Origin of the sequence: Azospirillum himalayense, assembly GCF_042657465.1 — a bacterium.
In the GTDB taxonomy this organism is placed as follows: Bacteria; Pseudomonadota; Alphaproteobacteria; order Azospirillales; family Azospirillaceae; genus Azospirillum; species Azospirillum himalayense.
In genome coordinates, this window is record NZ_JBHSLC010000001.1 from 13,218 (window position 1) to 32,662 (window position 19,445).

At 68.4% G+C, this 19,445-nt stretch carries 13 protein-coding genes; 3 read left to right on the plus strand and 10 right to left on the minus strand.

Annotated features, from left to right (window positions below; translation table 11 throughout):
• Window positions 1-142 precede the first annotated feature (142 nt).
• The 9 genes from ACFPMG_RS00075 to ACFPMG_RS00115 form a co-directional block, all read right to left on the minus strand.
• A complete protein-coding gene (locus ACFPMG_RS00075; protein WP_376993220.1) occupies window positions 143-1,720 on the minus strand; it encodes an acetolactate synthase large subunit in 1,578 nt (525 codons plus the stop codon).
• A complete protein-coding gene (locus ACFPMG_RS00080; protein ID WP_376993221.1) occupies window positions 1,717-2,778 on the minus strand; it encodes a histone deacetylase family protein in 1,062 nt (353 codons plus the stop codon). The genes ACFPMG_RS00075 and ACFPMG_RS00080 overlap by 4 nt, the downstream gene beginning before the upstream one ends.
• 173 nt (window positions 2,779-2,951) lie before the next feature.
• On the minus strand, window positions 2,952-4,181 hold the full coding sequence (locus ACFPMG_RS00085; RefSeq protein ID WP_376993222.1) for a Zn-dependent hydrolase: 1,230 nt from the start codon (window positions 4,179-4,181) through the stop codon (window positions 2,952-2,954).
• A 27-nt stretch (window positions 4,182-4,208) separates the two neighbouring features.
• Entirely contained in the window at window positions 4,209-5,159 is a 951-nt protein-coding gene (locus ACFPMG_RS00090; protein WP_376993223.1) for a ketopantoate reductase family protein, read from the minus strand.
• Window positions 5,160-5,169: 10 nt separating this feature from the next.
• A complete protein-coding gene (locus ACFPMG_RS00095; protein ID WP_376993224.1) occupies window positions 5,170-6,834 on the minus strand; it encodes an ABC transporter ATP-binding protein in 1,665 nt (554 codons plus the stop codon).
• Complete coding sequence (locus ACFPMG_RS00100; protein WP_137142141.1) at window positions 6,834-7,706, minus strand: ABC transporter permease; 873 nt, start codon at window positions 7,704-7,706, stop codon at window positions 6,834-6,836. Before ACFPMG_RS00100 ends, ACFPMG_RS00095 begins: the two co-directional genes overlap by 1 nt.
• Complete coding sequence (locus ACFPMG_RS00105; protein ID WP_014241864.1) at window positions 7,703-8,683, minus strand: ABC transporter permease; 981 nt, start codon at window positions 8,681-8,683, stop codon at window positions 7,703-7,705. Before ACFPMG_RS00105 ends, ACFPMG_RS00100 begins: the two co-directional genes overlap by 4 nt.
• Window positions 8,684-8,806: 123 nt before the next feature.
• Window positions 8,807-10,417, minus strand: a complete 1,611-nt coding sequence (locus ACFPMG_RS00110) for an ABC transporter substrate-binding protein (RefSeq protein ID WP_376993225.1) — start codon at window positions 10,415-10,417, stop codon at window positions 8,807-8,809.
• 40 nt (window positions 10,418-10,457) lie between these two features.
• Window positions 10,458-11,771 (minus strand): M20 family metallopeptidase, encoded by a 1,314-nt coding sequence (locus ACFPMG_RS00115; RefSeq protein ID WP_376993226.1) that lies wholly within the window; start codon window positions 11,769-11,771, stop codon window positions 10,458-10,460.
• Between the two features lie 221 nt (window positions 11,772-11,992).
• Here ACFPMG_RS00115 and ACFPMG_RS00120 point away from each other — a divergent pair, with 221 nt between their 5' ends.
• From ACFPMG_RS00120 to rffA, 3 genes are all read left to right on the plus strand, one after another.
• A complete protein-coding gene (locus ACFPMG_RS00120) occupies window positions 11,993-13,006 on the plus strand; it encodes a LysR family transcriptional regulator (protein ID WP_376993227.1) in 1,014 nt (337 codons plus the stop codon).
• A 301-nt stretch (window positions 13,007-13,307) separates the two neighbouring features.
• The gene (locus ACFPMG_RS00125) at window positions 13,308-16,136 is read left to right on the plus strand and encodes a carbohydrate-binding domain-containing protein (protein ID WP_376993228.1); all 2,829 of its coding nucleotides are present in this window, start codon (window positions 13,308-13,310) and stop codon (window positions 16,134-16,136) included.
• 371 nt (window positions 16,137-16,507) lie between these two features.
• On the plus strand, window positions 16,508-18,028 hold the full coding sequence (gene rffA, locus ACFPMG_RS00130) for a dTDP-4-amino-4,6-dideoxygalactose transaminase (protein WP_376993312.1): 1,521 nt from the start codon (window positions 16,508-16,510) through the stop codon (window positions 18,026-18,028).
• A gap of 135 nt (window positions 18,029-18,163) precedes the next feature.
• Here the strand turns inward: rffA and ACFPMG_RS00135 are convergent, their stop codons facing one another.
• Window positions 18,164-19,429: a glycosyltransferase family 4 protein gene (locus ACFPMG_RS00135; protein ID WP_376993230.1), complete on the minus strand. Its 1,266-nt coding sequence runs from the start codon at window positions 19,427-19,429 to the stop codon at window positions 18,164-18,166.
• Between the last annotated feature and the right edge of the window lie 16 nt (window positions 19,430-19,445).

Genomic DNA, 19,445 nt, shown 5'->3' on the forward strand with positions numbered 1-19,445 from the left:
TCCCGTCCCGGGAGAGGGTGCCCGCGTCAGCGGGCGGGTGAGGGTCAATCCAAGTATCAGTGCCGTCTTCGTGCCGGACCCTCACCCTCCCCATGGCTGCGCCATGGGTCCCCTCCCTTTCCCGGGGCGGGAGAGGGTCTGTTCAGATCACCGCTTCGATCAGGAAGGGACCCTTGCGGGCGAAGGCGGCCGTCAGCAGGCGGTTGAAGCCCTCCGCGTCGGTGGCCTGTCCGCCCTCCACTCCCATGCCGCGGGCGAGCGCGACCCAGTCGAGGTCCGGGCGGCCCAGCTCCGTGCAGTTGCGGGCGTTCGGACCCATGTCGCGGAAGCCGAGGTTGCCCAGCTCCCATTGCAGGATGCCGTAGCGGCGGTTGGCGAAGATGATGGTCACCACGTCGGCCTGTTCGCGCGCCTGGCTCCACAGGGCCTGGAGCGTGTACATGCCGCTGCCGTCCGCCTGGACCGTCACCACCTTGCGGTCGGGGCAGGCGATGGCGGCACCGAGCGCCAGCGGCATGCCGATGCCGATGGCCCCGCCGGTGATGGTCAGCCAGTCGTGCGGGCGCGCTCCGGCGCAGGCCGTGTAGACCATCGGGCTGGAGGAAATGCCCTCGTCCACCACGATGGCGCCTTCCGGCAGCAGGGCCGCCAGGGATTGCCCGACACTGTCGGCGGTCAGTGCGCCGGTCGTCGGTTCGGGCAGGGCGAGCGGCTGCGCCGGAACCGGCGTCGCGGCGGCGCCCACCGCCTCGACCAGCCAGCGCAGGGCGGCCAGGGCGTCGGCGCCCGGCGGGGCGACGGTGTGAATGCGGCAACCCTCCGGCGCCAGACGGCTGGGCTTGTCCGGGTAGCCGAAAAAGCCGACCGGCTCGCCTGAGCCGATCAGGACGACGTGCTTCGCCCCGGCCAGCGCGGCGATGCCGAGGTCGATGGGGTAGGGGAAACGCTCCACCGTCACGCGGCCCGCCCCGCGCTCGATGCGGGTGGCGCCGGTGTGAGCGTAGAGTTTGGCGCCGGTCGCGGCGGCGATCCGGCCGGCCAGGGCGAGCCCCTCCGCCCGCGTGGCGCGGCCGTTCAGCAGGACCACCACCCGCTCCCCGCCGCGCAGGGCGTCGGCGGCGGCGCGCAGGGCGTCGGTGTCCGGGGCGGCGGGGGCGGGCGGCGCCACGATGACCGGCTCCGCCGCCGCCGTGTCGTCCCAGGAGGAGTCCGACGGCAGGATCAGCGTCGACACGCCGCCCGGCGGGGTCAGCGCGGCGCGGATGGCCTCCGCGGTGTCCGCGGCGACGGAAGCCGCGTCCGGCACCGTGCGCACCCACGCCGACATGGGCTTCGCCAAGCCCTCGACGTCGGAGGTCAGCGGCGCGTCGACGCCGCGGTGCCATGTCGCGTGGTCGCCGACGATGTTGACCATCGGCACGCAGGCGCGCCGGGCGTTGTGCAGGTTCGCCAGCCCGTTCGCCAGCCCCGGCCCGAGATGCAGCAGGGTGGCTGCCGGGCGGTCGGTCATGCGGGCGTAGCCGTCCGCCGCGCCCGTCGCCACCCCTTCGAACAGCGTCGGCACGCAGCGCGCGCCGGGCATGCTGTCGAAGGCGGCGAGCGCGTGCAATTCCGACGTGCCGGGATTGGCGAAGCAGGTGTCGACGCCGTTCGCCACCAGCGTCCGGACCAGAATTTCCGCGCCCGGGATTTTCGCACCTGGGATTTTTACGCCGGTCATCGTGCCGCCTCCGTGAGTCCGCCCTCGAAACCGTCTAGGAAGCTGGCGAGATTCACCGCCAGCGCGTCGCAATCGTAACCGCCCTCCTGCACGACCACGGTCGGCAGGCCGGTGCCGGCGATCTTGCGGCCGAGCGTGGCGAAGCCCGGCGTCGTCACCTTGAAGAAGGCCAACGGGTCGCCGACGTAGGTGTCGAAGCCCAGCGACAGGACCAGGGCCTCCGGCCCGAAGGCGGCGATGTGGGTCAGCGCCCCGTCCACCGCGTCGAGGAAGGTGGACTCCTCGGTGCCCATGGGCAGGGGGATGTTCAGGTTGCTGCCCAGCCCGCGGCCCTTGCCGCGCTCGTGCGCGTAGCCGGCGAACCAGGGGTAGAAGTTGTTGGGGTCGCCGTGGATCGACACCACCAGCACGTCGTCGCGCTCGTAGAAGATGGCTTGCGTGCCGTTGCCGTGATGGACGTCCACGTCGAAGACGGCGACGCGCGGCGCGCGGCCCTGCTGGGCCAGCACCGGCAGCATCGCCTGGGCGGCGACGGCGGCGTTGTTGATGTAGCAGAAGCCCCCGGCCATATCGCGGGACGCGTGGTGCCCGGGCGGGCGGCACAGGGCGTAGGCCGCGCGCTCCCGACCGCTCGCCACCATCAGCGCCGCGTGGACCGCCGTGTCGGCGCCGCCGCAGACGGCCTCCCAGGTGCCGGCGCCGATCGGGCAGGCGGTGTCCGCCATGTGCCAGCCGGCCTGACCGACGATGCCGGTGGGGTATTCGGCCATGTCGGTGTTGCGGTGGACGTTGGGGACGATGACCTCCGACGCGTCGGGCAGGGCCGACCAGCGGGCGTGGGCGGTTTCCAGGAAGCGCAGGTAATCGGCGGAATGGACCGCCGCGCGCGGGCCGGCGCCGTAGGACGGCGGCTCCTCCACCGTCACGCCGCGCGCCCGCAGGGAGCCGACGAGCGCCTCCGCCCGTTCCGCCTTCTCCGGCGAGGGCTTCGGCTGGCCGCGCACCAGGAAGGTCGGCGGACGATGGCGCAACTGGGCCTCGGCAAAGACGTAGCGCATGGACAGGCTCCCGGAGTGAATGGATCCCCTCTCCCCTCTGGGGAGAGGGTGGCGCCGCGAGGCGCCGGGTGAGGGTCGTTCGAGGATCAAGGCGCTGATTCTCGGCGGTACCCTCACCCGCCCGCTGGCGCGGGCACCCTCTCCCGGGACGGGAGAGGGGGAAAAGATGGATGTTACCCAGCCGTCGCCAGAACGGCGTCGGCCAGCACCGCGCAGCCGGACGCGGCGTGTTCGGGCTTGATGTTCTCCGCCTCGTTGTGGCTGAGGCCGTTCTCGCAGGGGATGAAGATCATCGCCGTCGGCACCTTGCGCGCGACGTAGACCGCGTCATGGCCCGCCCCGGACACGATGTCGCGATGGCTGAGGCCGCGCCGCTCGACCGAGCGGCGGACGTGGCCGACCAGTTCCGGCGCGAAGGGCGTGGTCGGGAAGGCCCAGAAGTCGGTCAGCTCCAGCGTCAGGCCGCGCTTGTCCGCGATGGCGGCCAGCCGCTCGCGCAGCAGCGCGTCCATGCGGGCCAGCGCGTCGGGGTCGGGGTTGCGCAGGTCGATGGTGAACCAGACGCGGCCGGGAATGACGTTGCGGGAGTCCGGGTGGACCTGGACGCGCCCGATGGTCGAGCAGGCGTCGCCGCCGACCTCCAGCGCGATGGCCTCCACCGCCTCCATCATCACGGCCGCACCCGCCAGCGCGTCGCGGCGCAGGCGCATGGGCGTCGGCCCGGCGTGGGATTCGCGGCCCGTCACCGTCGCCTCGTACCAGCGCTGGCCCTGTGCGCCGGTCACCACGCCGATCTCGACGTCTTCGGCCTCCAGCACCGGACCCTGCTCGATGTGCGCCTCGAAATAGGCGCCCATGGCGTGGCCGGTGACCGGGACCTCGCCCTTGTAGCCGATGCGCGCCAGCTCGTCGCCCAGGCGGACGCCGTCGGTGTCGCGGATGTCCAGCACATGGTCGAGCGTGAAGACGCCCATCGCCACGCCGGAGCCCAGCATCGGCGGGGAGAAGCGCGCGCCCTCCTCGTTGGTCCAGACGATCAGGTCGATGGGGGCGTCCGTCTCGATGCCCTGGTCGTTGAAGCTGCGGATGACCTCCAGCCCGGCCAGCACGCCGTAGATGCCGTCGAAGCGGCCGCCGGTCGGCTGGGTGTCCAGATGGCTGCCCATGCAGACGGCGGGACGGTCGGGGCTGCGGCCCGGACGGCGGGCGAAGATGTTGCCCACCTCATCCACGGTCACGGTGCAGCCGGCCTCCTCGCACCAGCGCACGAAGAGGTCGCGCCCCTCCCGGTCGAGGTCGGTCAGCGCCAGCCGGCACAGGCCGCCCTTCGGCGTCGCGCCGATCGTCGCGAGGTCCATCAGGGTCCGCCACAGGCGGTCGCCGTCGATGCGCAGGTCAGACATGGTCCCTATCCCGATCCCAATTCCGAATTAGTGTTGAGTGTCGGCGCGAACCGCGGACAGCAGCCCGGTCACCGTGGGCAGGCTCAGCCCCGCCCGTTTTGCCAGTTCCAGCGGCGCGTCCAGCACCGCCTCGATCTCCGCCCGCCGGCCCGCCGCCACGTCGGCGCGCAGCGCCGGACGGATGCGGCCCGGATGCTGGGCCATCGTCCACACATCCTCGACCTTGGCCGTCGCCGGGTGGCCGAGCGCCGCCGACAGGGCCAGCACTTCCTCCACCACCGCGGCGAAGGTCGGCTGCAGCGCGCCGTCGTGGGCGATCTCCTGCGCCGTCTTGCCGGTGGTGAGGCCCAGAAGGCCGAAGGCGAAGGGCGGCAGCAGCGCCGTCCACACCTCCGCCCGGATGTCCGGCACGGCCAGCGCGTTGAAGCCGCCCGCCCCGAACAGGGCCGCCAAGTCCTTGACGTTTTCCTGCCCCGCCACCGGGCCAAGGGCGAGCCGCAGCCCGCCCAGATGCCGCAAATAGCCGGGGGTTCGCCGTTCCACCGCCACGCGGGCGACGGCGCCGACGATGCGTTCGGCCGGGATGGCGTCCGACAGCAGCCCCCTGGGATCGACCGCCTTCAGGGGACCCCCAAGGGACCCGTCTGCCGGGTACCACCAGGGAATGCCGCCGACCACCGGCACCAGCCGCGTCTTCGGGCCCAGCAGGGGAAGAAGCAGGTCCAGCACGTCGGTCAGCAGCGGCGAGGGCACCGCCAGCACGACCACGTCCTGCGGGCCGAGGGCCAGCGTGTCGTCGGTCACCTCGGGCCGCACCGTCACCGGACGGCCCGAGGGGCCTTCGACCGTCAGCCCGTCGCGCCGCAGCGTGTCGAGCGTCCGCCGCCGGGCAACCAGCGCGGCCGGCAGCCCGGCGGCGGTCAGCCGCGCGGCGATCAGACCGCCGACCGCTCCGGCCCCGATGACGGCGACCTTCATGCCCGCCCCGTCAGGCGCTGGTGCGCAGGGCGGCCGACCGCCGCGTCACCGGAACCACGTCCTCCGGGATGGTCCAGCCCTTGCCGGGGATGGCGTCCAGTAGGGTGCGGGTGTAGGCGTGCTGCGGGTTGCCGAACACCTCCTTCGCCGGGCCGATCTCGACGATGCGGCCCTTCTGCATGACCGCGATGGTGTCGCAGATCTGGGCGGCGATGCGCAGGTCGTGGGTGATGAACAGCATCGACAGGTTCAGCCGGTGCCGCAGATCCTCCAGCAGGTCGAGCACCTGGGCCTGCACCGACACGTCGAGCGCCGACACCGGTTCGTCGGCGATCAGCAGCTTCGGCTCCAGCGCCAGGGCGCGGGCGATGGAGATGCGCTGCCGCTGCCCGCCGGAGAACTCGTGCGGGAAGCGTTCCGCCGCCGAGGCGTCGAGTCCGACGAGCGTCAGCAGCGCCTTCGCCTTGTCGAGCGCCTTGCGGCGGTCCTCGCCGAAGGCCACCGGCCCCTGGGTGATGATGTCGCCCACGGTGTGGCGCGGGTTCAGCGAGGCGTAGGGGTCCTGGAAGACCATCTGCACGTGCCGCCGATAGGGCCGGAAGGCCGGGCGCGACAGTGACAGCAGATCGACGCCCTCGAACAGGATCCGGCCCGAATCCGGCTTGATCAGCCCGACGATGGAACGGCCGAGCGTGGACTTGCCGGAGCCGGATTCGCCGACCAGCCCGACCGTCTCGCCCTGGTGGATGGTCAGCGAGAGGTCGTCGCCCGCCACCACCTTGCGCCCCGGCGTGAAGAAGCCGCCGCCGAGGTGGAAGGTCTTGCACACCTTCTCCGCCGTCAGCACCGGCTGGCGCGCGTGGGTGAAGTCCTCGCGGTGCTCGATCAGGTGCGGGACGGCGGCGATGAGCTGGCGGGTGTAGGGGTGCCGCGGGTGGTTCAGCACCTCCTCGGCGGTGCCGATCTCGACGATCTGGCCGCGCTGCATCACCGCCACGCGGTGGGCGATCTCCGCCACCACGCCGAAGTCGTGGGTGATGAACATCACGCCCATGCGGCGCTTGGCCTGGATGTCTTGGATCAGCTCCAGGATCTGCTTCTGGGTGGTGACGTCGAGCGCGGTCGTCGGCTCGTCGGCGATCAGGATGTCCGGCTCGACCGCCAGCGCCATGGCGATCATCACGCGCTGGCGCTGGCCGCCCGACAGGCGGAACGGGTAGCTGCGGCGCAGATGGTCCGGCTCCGGCAGGCCGACCGAGGCGAGAAGCTCCACCACGCGGGCCCGGCGGGCGGCGCGGTCCAGCGTGGTGTGGTAGCGCAGAACCTCGTCGATCTGGTCGCCGACCCGCATCAGCGGGTTCAGCGCCGTCATCGGCTCCTGGAAGATCATGGCGATGCGGCCGCCGCGAAGCGCGCGCTGGTCGCGCTCCGGCAGGCTGAACACGTCGGTGCCCTGGTGGCGGATTTCGCCGGAGGAGACTTTCACCGCCTTGGGCAGCAGGCCCAGCACGGCGTGCGCGGTCATCGACTTGCCCGACCCGGACTCGCCGACCACGCAGAGGATTTCCCCGGGCTCCAGCGTGAAGGTCAGGTCCTGGACCGCGTGCGGGCGGTCGGCGCCGCGCGGCAGGTCGATGGTCAGGTTGCGGACGTCGAGGAGAGGCGTCTCGGTCATCAGGAACGGCCCTTTCGCGCCAGCTTGGGATTCAGCGCGTCGTTCAGCCCCTCACCCACGAGGTTGAGGGCAAGCACGGTCAGAAGGATCGCGATGCCGGGGAAGAAGCTCATCCACCAGGCCTGACGGATCACGGTGCGGGCCGCACCCACCATGTAGCCCCAGCTCATCAGGTTCGGATCGCCGAGCCCGAGGAAGGAGAGGGAGCTTTCCAGCAGGATGGCCGTCGCCACCATCAGCGAGGCCGACACGATGATCGGGGACAGGCTGTTGGGCAGGATCTGGCGCCAGATGATCGTCATGTTCGACTGGCCGGTGGTCACCGCGGCGTGCACGAACTCGCGGCTCCGCAGGCTCATGAACTCGCCTCGCGCCAGCCGCGCCAGCGGCGGCCAGGAGACGATGGCGATGGCCAGCACGATGGAGGTCAGCGAGGGCGTGAAGATCGCCACCAGCACCACGGCCAGCACGAAGTTCGGGATGGTCTGGAACAGCTCGGTGAAGCGCATTACCAGATCATCGACGCGCCCGCCGTAGAAGCCGGAGACGGCCCCCAGGAACACGCCGATCAGCACGGCGACGGCGGTCGAGGTCAGCCCGATCAGCAGCGACACCCGCGCCCCGTGGGCGATGCCCGCCGCGATGTCGCGGCCCAGCGTGTCGGAGCCGAGCAGCGCGTCCTCCGACAGCGGCGGCTGGAAGGGCATCGCGGTCATGTCCCACGGGCTGGCCGGGTACAGCACGTCGGCGAAGGCGGCCATCAGGATGACCAGGGTGAGGAAGGCCAGCCCGATCACCGCGCCCTTGTTGCGGGCGAAGGCGCTCCAGAAGCCGGACCCCTTGCGGGCGGGGGTGATGGCCGCGGCGGTCATGGCGCCACCTCGATGCGCGGATCGACGAGGGAATAGATCAGGTCGGTCAGCAGGTTGAACACCACCACCACCACCGAGGTCAGAAGGAAGATGCCGAGCAGGACCTGATAGTCGCGCTGCAACACGGCCTCGAAGGCGAGGCGCCCGATGCCGGGGAGCGCGAAGACGGTCTCGATCAGGATGGAGCCGCCGATCAGGTGGCCCGCCTGGAACCCCGCCACGGTGATGACGGGCAGGATGGCGTTGCGCAGGATGTGCACCGACACGATGCGCCATTCCGGCAGGCCCTTGGCCCGCGCCGTCTTGACGAAGTCCATGTCGCGCACCTCCAGGATCGAGGCGCGGGTCAGCCGGGTGTAGACGGCCATGTAGAAGAGGCCGAGCGTGGTCACCGGCAGCACGAGGTGCTTCGCCCGGTCGAGGAAGGCGTCCCAGCCGGTGTAGCCGGCGCCGATGCTCTCCGTGCCGAAGGCGGGCAGCCAGCCGAGATTGACCGAGAAGAGAAGGATCAGCATCAGGCCGATCCAGAAGATCGGCGTCGCGTAGGCGGTCAGGCCGACCACGGTGATGGCGGTGTCCGACCAGGTTCCGGCGCGCATCGCCGCCAGCGTGCCGAGCGCCACGCCGCCCAGCAGGGCCAGCACGAAGGCGGTCAGCGTCAGCGACAGGGTGACGGGCAGGCGGTCCATCAGCAGGTCGAAGACGGGACGCTGCTGGCGGTAGGAATAGCCGAGGTCGGCCTGCACCACCTTGGACATGTAGGTGCCGAGCTGCTCGTACAGGGGGCGGTCGAGGCCGAACTGCTGGCGGAGCTGTTCGACGAACTTGGCATCGGCGGCCCCGGCCTCGCCCGCCATCACCGCGGCGGGGTCGCCGGGCGCTGCGTGGACCAGGAAGAAGTTGAACACGGCGATCGCCAGAATGACGAAGACCGCCTTCACCAGCCTCTGTGAGATGAATAGGGCGATGCGGGGCATGTTGTCACTCCCGGGTGCGTGTTGCCCCCTCCCTAACCCTCCCCCGCGTCGCAGGGGAGGGGACCATCCTCCCTCCCCTGCGGAGCGGGGGAGGGCCGGGGTGGGGGCAACCGCTCCCTTTTCTTACTTCTTGACCATGTAGACGCTGTCGTAGCTCTCGTTCACGCCGATGGCGGTCGTGACGGCGTTCTTGAAACGCTTGTCCACGAAGGTCGGGAACTCCATCTCCAGCAGCCAGGCGACGGGCACGTCCTCGACCAGGATCTTCTGGGCGGTGGAGTAGAGCTGCTGGCGCTCATCGTCCTTGTTGGTCTGGGCGGCCTGGGCGAACAGCTTGTCCACCTCGGGGTTGGCATAGCCCATGGTGTTGGAGAACATCACGCCCTTGCGGATGTTTTCCGACACGTAGGTGCGCGACACGCCGAGCGCCGGGTCGCCGTACTGGTAGACGAAGTTGAAGGTCAGGTCGTAGTCCCAGTTGGACACCCGGTTGACCCAGCCGGCGGCGTCGGTGGTCTCCAGCGTCACGTCGACGCCGACGCGCTTCATCGCCTGCTTCACATACTCGCCAAGGCGGGTCCAGGTCTCGCCGTAGGGCATGACGAGCAGGCGGACCTTGGCGCGCGTGCCGTCGGAGCCCTTCTTGAAGCCGGCCTCCTCAAGCAGCGCCTCGGCCTTCTTCGGGTCGAAGTCGTACTTCCGGACGTTGGCCTCGTGGAAGCGGGTGACCGAGTTCACCGGGCCGGTCGCCGGACGGCCGAGGCCGAACCAGATCTTGTCGCGGATGAACTTGCGATCGATGGCGTGCATCATCGCCTGCCGGAAGCGCTTGTCGTCCAGCGGCTTGTTGCGCGTGTTGATCTCGATCCAGGACAGCGGCGCGAAGAACTCGTAGCCCTTGGTCGTCATCTCGACGTTGGGCAGGCCCTTCAGGCGCGGGACGTCGAAGGTCTCGATGTCGTTGAACTGGGTCTGCTGGACGGTGCCCTGCTCCACGGCGACGGCGCGCGAGGCGGCATCGGGGATCACGCGGAAATAGATGTCGTCCAGGTAGGGCTTGCCGGCCTTCCAATACTCGTCGTTGCGGACGAGATGGATGTAGGAGCCCTTGTTCCACTCCTTGAACTTGAAGGGGCCGGTACCGATCGGGGTGGCGTTGGCCGGGTTGGCCTTGAAGTCGGTGCCTTCATAGATGTGCTTCGGCATCATCGGGGCCGACGACACCTCGAAGGCCTGAAGGAACGGGCCGAACGGCTCCTTCAGCGTGAACTGGACGGTGTAGTCGTCCAGCGCCTCGATCTTCTCGCACTTGGAGAAGGTGGCGCGGGCGCGCGGGTGGGTCTCCATCAGGAACTTGGAGGTGGAGAACACCACGTCGTGGGCGGTGAAGGGCTTGCCGTCGTGCCACTTGGCGTTCTTCACCAGCTTGAAGGTGTAGACCTTGCCGTCGGGCGAGACCTCCCAGCTCTCCGCCAGTTCCGGCTGCGGCTTCAGCTCGAAGCCGAAGGTCAGCAGGCCCTGGTAGATCTTGCCGGCGACCGTCTGCGTCGGACCCTGCTGGTTGAGGCCCAGCACCAGGATCGGCGGTTCCGGCTGGACGATGATGTTCATCGTGCCGCCGCGCTCCTGCGCCGCGGCCACGCCGGGCACGGTCAGCGCCAGCGGCGACGCCAGGGCGGCGGCCAGCGCCGCGGCGGTCAGGGTTTGACGAAAGTGACGCAAACGATTGCTCATGTCTGAAGCCCCCTTATTGTTGATTCTCGTCACGCGACCGTTATGGATCGATGGTTTCGAGGCCGCACCAGTCGGCCATGAACAGGGCGAGCACGGCGGTCACCTTCGCCACGCTGTCGAGCGAGACGGACTCGTCGATGCCGTGGATGCGCTCCGCCTCCGGACCGTAGCAGGTGGCCGGCGTGTCGCCGTAGAGCAGGAAGTTGCGGACGTCGGTGGTGCAGGTCTGGGCCAGCTTCGGCGCCGGGGTCCCGAAGATCGACCGGTGGGCGGCGTCCAGCGCCTCCAGCATCGGGTGATCGGGGTCCAGCGTGCAGCCCTCGGCCTGGAAGCCGCGGAAGATGACGCGGGCATCGATCCCCTTGAGGTCGGAGTCGCTGCGGCAGGCCTCGGCCACCGCGCGTTCGATCTCGGCGCTGACATCGGCGGCGGCGCGGCCCGGCGGGAAGCCGAAGCGCAGCTCCATCCGGCAGCGGGTGGGGACGGAGGACGCCCATTCGCCGCCGTCGATGTGCCCGACGTTCAGGTTGTAGGGGTGGTGATGGTGCGTGTAGGCGGGATGCCGCCCATCCGGGTGGTTCCAGGCCGACTCCAGCGCCTTCAGATGCTTCAGCACGCGGAAGGCCGCCTCAATGGCGTTCAGCCCGGCGCCGGTGTCCAGCACATGGGCGGGGCGGCCCGTCACCTCCAGCTCGCAGCGGATCACGCCGACCTGGGCGATCTGGAGCGTGTGGTTGAAGGGCTCCGGGATCACCGCTGCGTCGGCCTTGTAGCCGCGGGCGACGCAGGCGAGCGCGCCGTTGCCGGTGCATTCCTCCTCGACCACCGACTGGAGATAGACCGGGGCGGCGGGCTGGACGCCCAGGCTTTGCAGCGCCTTGAAGGCCATGACGTAGGCGGCGATGCCCGCCTTCATGTCGCCGGCTCCGCGCCCGTAGAGGCGCCCGTCGCGGACCACCGGCTCGAAGGGTGGGGCGGACCACAGCTCTTCCGGTCCGGTCGGCACCACGTCGATGTGGCCATTCAAAATCAGTGATTTGCCGGTCGCCCGCCGGGGCTTGTGGACGCCGACGACGTTCTCGCGGCCTTCATAGGAGATCAGCGAGGGGGACCAGCCGGGCTGGGCCTTCAGCGCTTCCTCGTCGATGGCGAAGCGGTCCACCTCCAGGCCCATGTCCCGGAAGATCCGTTCCATCAGATCCTGCGCCGGGCCTTCCTGCCCCAGCAGGCTGGGGCTCCGGACCAGATCGGACAGCAGGCGCACTCCATCCTCGCGCAGCTTCGCCACCGCGCCCAGGATCGCATCCCGGTCCACGGCTGCAATGCTCCGCTCACCCTCGTGGGATGCGGGCATGACGACTCCGTTCTTACCACTCCGCCGCGCAGTCGTCCCGATGTGTCGGCAAATCTCCGGAAAGAACCTGTGGAGATTTCGACTTTCGGACTATGACCCTGGTTTTGCCCGGTTGGGCGCTGCCGGGGATCGACCGCTGACGACCGGCGTATTACAATTCAGCTTCTCATCGTCCGCCAAATCGATAATCCTCATTGCCGACATAAGCAGGATTTATGGCGATGGGTTTTCCCCCGATGACGGCGCGCGATCTGGAGCGGCTCGGCCACCAACTGGACTGGAACCTGCTGCGCACCTTCATGGTGATCGTGCAGGAGCAGGGGCTGACCCGCGCGGCGCAGCGCCTCGGGCTGACCCAGCCGGCGGTGTCCCAGGCCCTGAAGCGGCTGGAGGACCAGATGGGCCGCAGCCTGATCGAGCGCGGGCAGGGCCGCTTCCGCGTGACCGAGGCGGGCGAGATCATCTACGCCGAGGTGCTGGAGATCTACGGCAACATCTCGCGCTTCGCCGTTCTGATGCGCGACATCCGCGAGGAGATTTCCGGCCACATCCGAATCCTGCTGGCCAGCCGGATCCAGTCGCTGCTGTTCGACGCCCTGCTGGAGCGCTTCCACGCCACCCATCCCCAGGTGACCTTCCGGCTGGACGTGATGGCGAGCGCCGACGTCCACATGGCGATCCAGCAGAAGACCGGCTCGCTCGGCCTCTGCCTGATGCGGGAGCCGCCTCCGCTGGTCGAGCACGCGCTGTTCGCTCGCCAGATTTACCGCCTGTATTGCGGGCCGCGGCACCATCTGTTCGGCCGCACCGGCCTGACGCTGAGCGACCTGCGCAGCGAGGGGTTCGTCTCCTTCACCTCCGACCAGATCGGCGGGGTCCTGTCGCCGCTGGCCGTCTTCCGCGCGCAAGAGGGGATCGAGAGCCGGATCGTCGGCGCCTCGGTCAATCTGGACGAGGTGCGGCGCATGATTTCGGTGGGGCTGGGAATCGGGCCGCTGCCCCGCCATGTGGCGGAGCGTGACGTGCGCGACGGCTTGCTCTGGCCCCTGCCGCCGGAGGAGGGGGTGGCACCGGTGGACATCCATCTGCTGTGGAATCCCGCCTCCAAGATGAACCGGGCGGAGCGCGCCTTCATCGAGCATTGCCGGGCCGCCATCGCCGGCATCCCGCTCGACCTGCGTTTCGATCCGGTGGCGGTGAGCGAGTGGATCGACCGCCAGTTCGGCGACGACTGACCCTTCCGCGTTTTTGATGTCCCCAGGGGCTTGCGCCATCATCCAGCGGATGACGCGGTGCCTGCACGCTCGCAAGCGGCTGCAAGCAAAAATTCCCATTGTCTTCCCAGATCGTTGATAAGGGGAAGATTCCTTTTTGAAAAACAGAGACTTCCTGGAGTCTTCGCAAAAAGATGCCGGGAATCTCACAAAAATGCCCCGCCAGGAACATTCCTCGAATTGGTAGTACACGCATATGCCAAAGGGCGAAGTCGCCAAAAAACTCATACCTGAAGATAACACCTCAAGAGAGCATTGACATATGGCTAACCTGTACGGACCGAAGACGCTGACGGCCCCCGCTGGTGCGATCGTCATAGCACCGGGCGCCAACATCCAGTCCATCGTCAATGGCGCTCCCGCTGGCGCGACCTTCTGGTTGCAGCCGGGCGAGTACCGTCTCCAGTCGATCACGCCCAAGGACAACCAAACCTTCATCGGGGCCGAGGGCGCCGTGCTGAACGGGTCGAAGCTGCTGACCGGCTTCTCCCAGGACAGCGCCGGGCGCTGGGTGATCGGCGGGCAGACCCAGCAGGGCGAGCGCCGTGCGACGGACGAGGCGACGCCCGGCGCCATGCGCGCCGGCTATCCGGAGACCGTCTATGTCGACGACAAGCCGCTGACGCCCGTGGACGCTCTGTCGAAGCTGAAGGCGGGAACCTTCTACTTCGACTACAACGCCGACAAGATCTACCTCGGCGACAATCCGGCGGGGCATAAGGTGGAGGCTGGGACCACCGCCCGCGCCTTCGGCGGCACCGCGGACGGCGTGACGGTGAAGAACCTCGTCATCGAGAAATACACCCCGCCGGCGCAGGAAGGCGCCATCCAGGGCGACGTCAACTGGACCATCCAGGACAACGAGCTGCGGCTGAACTACGCGGTCGGCGCCACGGCGCAGGACGGCAGCAAGTTCATCGGCAACTACGTCCACGACAACGGCGAGATGGGGCTCGGCGGTGCCGGCGCCAAGATCCTGGTCGAAGGCAACGAGATCGCGCGCAACGGCGCCTGGTCGGGCATTGACGTGTTCTGGGAGGGCGGCGGCACCAAGTTCGCCTACACCACCGATCTGGTGGTCCGCGGCAACTATTCCCACGACAACACCGGCTTCGGCCTGTGGACCGACATCGACAATGTCGGGACGCTGTACGAGAACAACGTCCTCGTGAACAACAGCGGCGGCGGCATCACCCACGAGATCAGCTACGACGCGATCATCCGCAACAACGTGATGGTCGGCAACGGTGCCAAGCCGCAGGCCGAGGGCTGGCTGTGGGGCGGGTCGATCCAGATCCAGAACTCGCAGAACGTCGAGGCCTACGGCAACAAGATCGACATTACCGGGGTCAAGGGCGCCAACAGCATCGTGATGATCCAGCAGGATCGCGGCGCTGGGGAATTCGGGACCTGGACCACGACCAACAACAAGATCCACGACAACATCATCGTCTCGAAGGATGGCAACGGCCAGTCGGGCGGCGTCGCCGATCACAACGAAGCCGGCATGCTGAACGGCGGCAACGTGTGGGACAACAACACCTACTACATGCCGGACGGCGACCGCTGGCGCTGGGGCGATTTCCCGGACGGCGACAGCTGGTCCGCCTACATGAACGCGACCACCCAGGACGAGCATTCGACCCTGTCCCAGGCCTATCCCGCCACGGCCGGCTGGACGACCGCCACCCCCACCGCCCCGCCGGCCCCGACGCCCACGGACACCACGCCCACGGACACCACGCCCCCCACGGTCAAGGTGAGCATCGCCGACAGCAACGTGACCAAGGGTGAGGCGCCGCTCGTCACCTTCGCCTTCAGCGAGGCGGTGAAGGGCTTCGCGCTGGCCGACACCACGGTGAAGGGCGGCACGCTGAGCGGCTTCAAGACGGTGGACGCCTCCACCTACACCGCCGTCTTCACGCCCTCGACCAACACGAAGATCACCGATGCCAACGTGGCGGTGAAGGTGGGCAGCTACACCGATCTTGCCGGCAACGCGGGCAAGGCGGGCACCTCCGTCGGCTTCGCCGTGGACACGACGACGACCACGCCGACCGTCCCGACCACGCCGACGGCCAGCGTCACGACGATCAAGGTCAACGCCTCCGGCGCCGCCGCGGGCGGGGTGAACGCGCATTTCAAGGTGCTGGTGGACGGCAAGGCCATCGGCGACGCCACGGTCGGCACGGCGGCGAAGGACTACAGCTTCACCACCACCCTGACCGCCGGGCAGCCGCACAAGGTGCAGATCCAGTACGACAACGACGGCTTCGTGAACGGGCAGGACCGCAACCTGTTCGTCAACAAGGTCACCATCAACGGCACCGCCCACAACCCGACCGACAGCATCGTCAGCTACGACAAGGGCGCGCTCGACGGCAAGGACGTGGTCAAGGGCCAGTCGTCGATGTGGTGGGGCGGCACGCTGGTGGTCGATGCCCCGGCCAAGGAGTTCCCCGCGGGCGGCTCGCTGCCGCAGAGCGGTCCCAGCACGACGACGATCACCGTCAACGCCTCCGGCGCTGCGGCCGGCGGGGTGAACGCCCACTTCAACCTGCTGGTCGACGGCCAGAAGGTCGGGGAGGGCGTGGCCGGCACCTCGGCCAAGGATTACAGCTTCACCACCAGCCTGAGCGCCGACCAAGCGCACAAGGTGCAGATCCAGTATGACAACGACGCCGTGGTGAACGGGCAGGATCGCTCGCTGATCGTCAACAAGGTCACGATCAACGGCAAGTCCGTTCTGCCCACCGACGGCGTCGTCACCTACGACAAGGGCGCGCTGGACGGCAAGGACGTGGTCAAGGGCCAGTCCGGCCTGTGGTGGAACGGCACGCTGGTGGTCGACGCCGACAAGAGCTTCTTCCCCTCGGCCACCCCGGTCGGCGAGGCGACCGCGCTGGCGCTCGACGCCGGGACGGACAGCGTATGGAGCCACGTCGCCGCCCAGCAAGCGGCGGCCGCTCCGGCTGCCGTGGCCGACGCGGTGGCGGCGGCGAACAGCCTGTATGCGGCCATGCCGGTCGACGCCGGCTATGACCCGCTGTTCGACCACATCGACCCGTCGCTGCTGAGCCACGCGGCCTAACGCGACCGGAACGGCGAGGGGCGGTCCAACCGACACTGGACCGCCCCTCGTCGGTTGCCGAAACAGCAAGACTTTTGAGCGCCGTCCACAGGCCACGGTCCGGTGGTGAGTCTGTCAAGGTCGGCACGGAGCCGGTCACGGTGAGCGGCGTCGAGCAGCGGTCTGGCGTCCCTTGCGGCGGCAGGCGGATGTCCCGCATCCGCCGAGAGCCGGAGTTGAAACGGCGCAGGTCTCCCAACCTGGGATCGGCCGCGCCTCATTGGGGTCATTCACCCGCCGTTGGTGGTACACATCGCCCCGATGAGTCTCTGACGGGTAAGCGCTTCACTATCATTCAATCTAGCTACGTGTCCTAGAAAGGTCGCTTTGATATCATCTGCTCGATAGACGGATTTTCCCTGTTCGACTGCGTGTCGTTTGCCCGGTGCGGCTGGCGCAACCGCATCAGGACGGCGCGGGGTGCGCAATGGCCGACAACCCCGACCGAGACCAAGGGACGCTGTCAACGGGCCATCCAGGAAACACGGATCGCCGGGTCCCGGGCGGGCGAGCGGTGGATGGCGATCAGCCGTGCTCCTCATTTCGTCGCGCTCGCTCCCCGACCCATGGCGTTCTACGGCGAGTTCGAGCGCGAGGTGATGCTGATGAGCGACATGAAGATTGGCTTCAACCACCCCAAGTTAGCCGGCAACGAACTGGAATACATCCGCCAGTCCCTGGAGCAGGCGCACCTTTCCGGAGACGGAGCGTTCACCAAACGCTGCCATGCGTGGCTGGAACGGCGGCTTGGGGCACCGCAGGCCTTGCTGACCCATTCCTGCACGGCAGCGCTGGAGATGGCCGCCCTTCTGACCAACGTCGGTCCGGGGGATGAGGTCATCATGCCCTCCTACACCTTCGTGTCCACCGCGAACGCCTTTGTGCTGCGCGGAGCGGTGCCTGTCTTCGTGGACATTCGGCCGGACACGCTGAACATCGACGAGCGCCTGATCGAGGCGGCGATCACGCCCCGCACCCGCGCCATCTGCGTGGTGCATTACGCCGGCGTCTCCTGCGAAATGGACGCGATCTGCGCCATCGCCGCCCGGCATGGTCTGGCGGTGATCGAGGATGCCGCGCAGGCGCTGATGTCCACGTACCGCGGCCGTCCGCTCGGCACCTTCGGCGCCTTGTCGGCCTTCTCCTTCCACGAAACCAAGAACCTGATCTCCGGCGAGGGAGGCGCCCTGGTCGTCAACGATCCGGATTTGATCACCCGCGCCGAAATCATCCGCGAGAAGGGCACAAACCGCGCGCGCTTCTTCCGTGGCGAGGTCAACAAGTACACCTGGGTGGACGTCGGTTCGTCCTATCTTCCCTCCGACATGCTGGCGGCGTTTCTTCTCGCTCAATTCGAGAATGCCGAGCGGCTGGACGAGGAGCGCCATGCCTTGTGGAACGCCTACCATGAGGCTCTGGCACCGCTGGAGGAACGCGGCCTGTTGCGCCGTCCACTGATCCCGGCCGAGTGTCGGCACAATGCACATCTGTATTACGTCCTGGCGCGCACAGCCCGTGAGCGCAATGCGTTGATCGCCCACCTCCGAACGAACAGCATTCAGGCGCCGTTTCATTACGTGCCGCTGCATACCGCACCGGCAGGAAGGCGTTTTTCCCGCGCCGCAGGGGAATTGCCCGTTACGACCGATCTCTCCGCAAGGCTGCTGCGTCTTCCGATGTGGTACGGGTTGGGTGCTGGAGCCGGGCAAGTGGTCGAAGCCGTGCAGGCCTTTTTCCGCACGGCCTACTCGAGGGCGGCGGCAACGACAGGCTATGCTGCCTCAAGGGCGGCGGCGCTTAATTTGGCTTGGGCGCGAAGCACATCCGACGAGGTTCATACCAACGCCACCTGACGGCGCCACCGGCATGACCCTCCCGATCAATGCGAACGCATCGATCGAGAGGAGGCCACAGTTGGAAAATGATGGAAGCGACCATTTTCCACCCGCATCAATCGTCCCGGCATCGGCCTTTTCCCACGCTTGCTCTCATGCCGGCGCCGGCGTGTAGAGGTCGGGGGTGATGCGGCAGCTCGCGAAATCCTGGGCGCGCGCGTGGGCGGCACGACTCATGGCGCGCAGGCGCGGGCGGTCCTGGTCCAGGGTCACGATGGCGTCGGCCAGCCCGTCGATCACCTCCGCCGCCGCGCGCCCGCGGCAGGGAATCGCGAAGCCGCAGGAGGGATCGATCATGATTCCCGAGCCGCCGAGATCGAGGCAGATCACCGGCTGCGCGTTGGCCAGCGCCTCCATGATGACGTTGGCGGCGGAGTCGTGCAGGCTGGGGAACAGAAGCGCGTCGGAGCTTCGCAGCACCTCCATGTAGTCGGGCTGCGACAGCCATTCGATGAAATCGACATGTTCGGCGATGCCCAGCCGGTCGGCGAGAGTCTTCCACTCCTCCGACTGCGGACCGCTGCCGATCATCTGAAGGCGTGCCCGCGCCCCCTTTTCCAGTGCCCTGGCCAGCGCCGCCAGCGCGTAGTGGCCACCCTTCCAGTAGAGGAAGCGGCCCGAGAAGCGCAGCTTCAGCGGCGCTCCGGCATCGCCGCCGGTTTGGGCCTTCATCGGCACGATGCGGTCGGGCGGGAGGGAGCAGCCGAAATGTTGGCGCGCCTTGTGGCGGTCCCCGGCGGGCAGGACGTGGCGGCTCTCATGGGTCTTCACATAGATCAGGTTGTAGCGCCGGTAGGTCAGGCGGAGGAAGGGGTCGATGCGCGTCATGGCGATGGCGGCGTCGCGGACCAGCTCCGTCGCGATGGCCTTCCAGCCCAGCGGGCGGATCAGCGGCCAGGGTGCCCGCTCCCCGCCGCCGACCGGGCCGATCACCGACAGGGGCGCCAGCCCGCCGCAGAATGCGGGGAAGCGGATTCCGCCGATGGTCACGTTGTGGATGATGTCGAAGGGCCGCCGGCGCACCAGCTCCTTCACCACCGCCCGGCAGCGCCATTGCCACGCGATGTAGGACAGCTGGAACCGCGTCTTGCTGTCGTGGTGCGCCATGGTGTCGGGGCGCTCGATGAACACGAAGTCGTCCGGTTCAAAGGCGGTTTCGCCGCGTTCGATCTTGTCCAGGATCTTCGGGCGCAGGCGCCCCTGCGTCACCACCGTCACGCGGCAGCCCGAGCGCTTCAGCCCCTCGCCCCAGTTCCAGCCGTTGGCGGATTCCGACCCGCTGTCCGGCTCGCAGGCGAAGGCCACCAGAAGAACCGACTTTCCGGAATTGGCGGATTCGCCGGTGAACGGCACGCTCATCGTTCATCCTCCCTCA

Coding starts and splice junctions, on each gene's coding strand:
- ACFPMG_RS00075 (WP_376993220.1), bottom strand. CDS start 1,720: ATGACCGGCGTAAAAATCCCAGGTGCGAAAATCCCGGGCGCGGAAATT.
- ACFPMG_RS00080 (WP_376993221.1), bottom strand. CDS start 2,778: ATGCGCTACGTCTTTGCCGAGGCCCAGTTGCGCCATCGTCCGCCGACC.
- ACFPMG_RS00085 (WP_376993222.1), bottom strand. CDS start 4,181: ATGTCTGACCTGCGCATCGACGGCGACCGCCTGTGGCGGACCCTGATG.
- ACFPMG_RS00090 (WP_376993223.1), bottom strand. CDS start 5,159: ATGAAGGTCGCCGTCATCGGGGCCGGAGCGGTCGGCGGTCTGATCGCC.
- ACFPMG_RS00095 (WP_376993224.1), bottom strand. CDS start 6,834: ATGACCGAGACGCCTCTCCTCGACGTCCGCAACCTGACCATCGACCTG.
- ACFPMG_RS00100 (WP_137142141.1), bottom strand. CDS start 7,706: ATGACCGCCGCGGCCATCACCCCCGCCCGCAAGGGGTCCGGCTTCTGG.
- ACFPMG_RS00105 (WP_014241864.1), bottom strand. CDS start 8,683: ATGCCCCGCATCGCCCTATTCATCTCACAGAGGCTGGTGAAGGCGGTC.
- ACFPMG_RS00110 (WP_376993225.1), bottom strand. CDS start 10,417: ATGAGCAATCGTTTGCGTCACTTTCGTCAAACCCTGACCGCCGCGGCG.
- ACFPMG_RS00115 (WP_376993226.1), bottom strand. CDS start 11,771: ATGCCCGCATCCCACGAGGGTGAGCGGAGCATTGCAGCCGTGGACCGG.
- ACFPMG_RS00120 (WP_376993227.1), top strand. CDS start 11,993: ATGGGTTTTCCCCCGATGACGGCGCGCGATCTGGAGCGGCTCGGCCAC.
- ACFPMG_RS00125 (WP_376993228.1), top strand. CDS start 13,308: ATGGCTAACCTGTACGGACCGAAGACGCTGACGGCCCCCGCTGGTGCG.
- ACFPMG_RS00135 (WP_376993230.1), bottom strand. CDS start 19,429: ATGAGCGTGCCGTTCACCGGCGAATCCGCCAATTCCGGAAAGTCGGTT.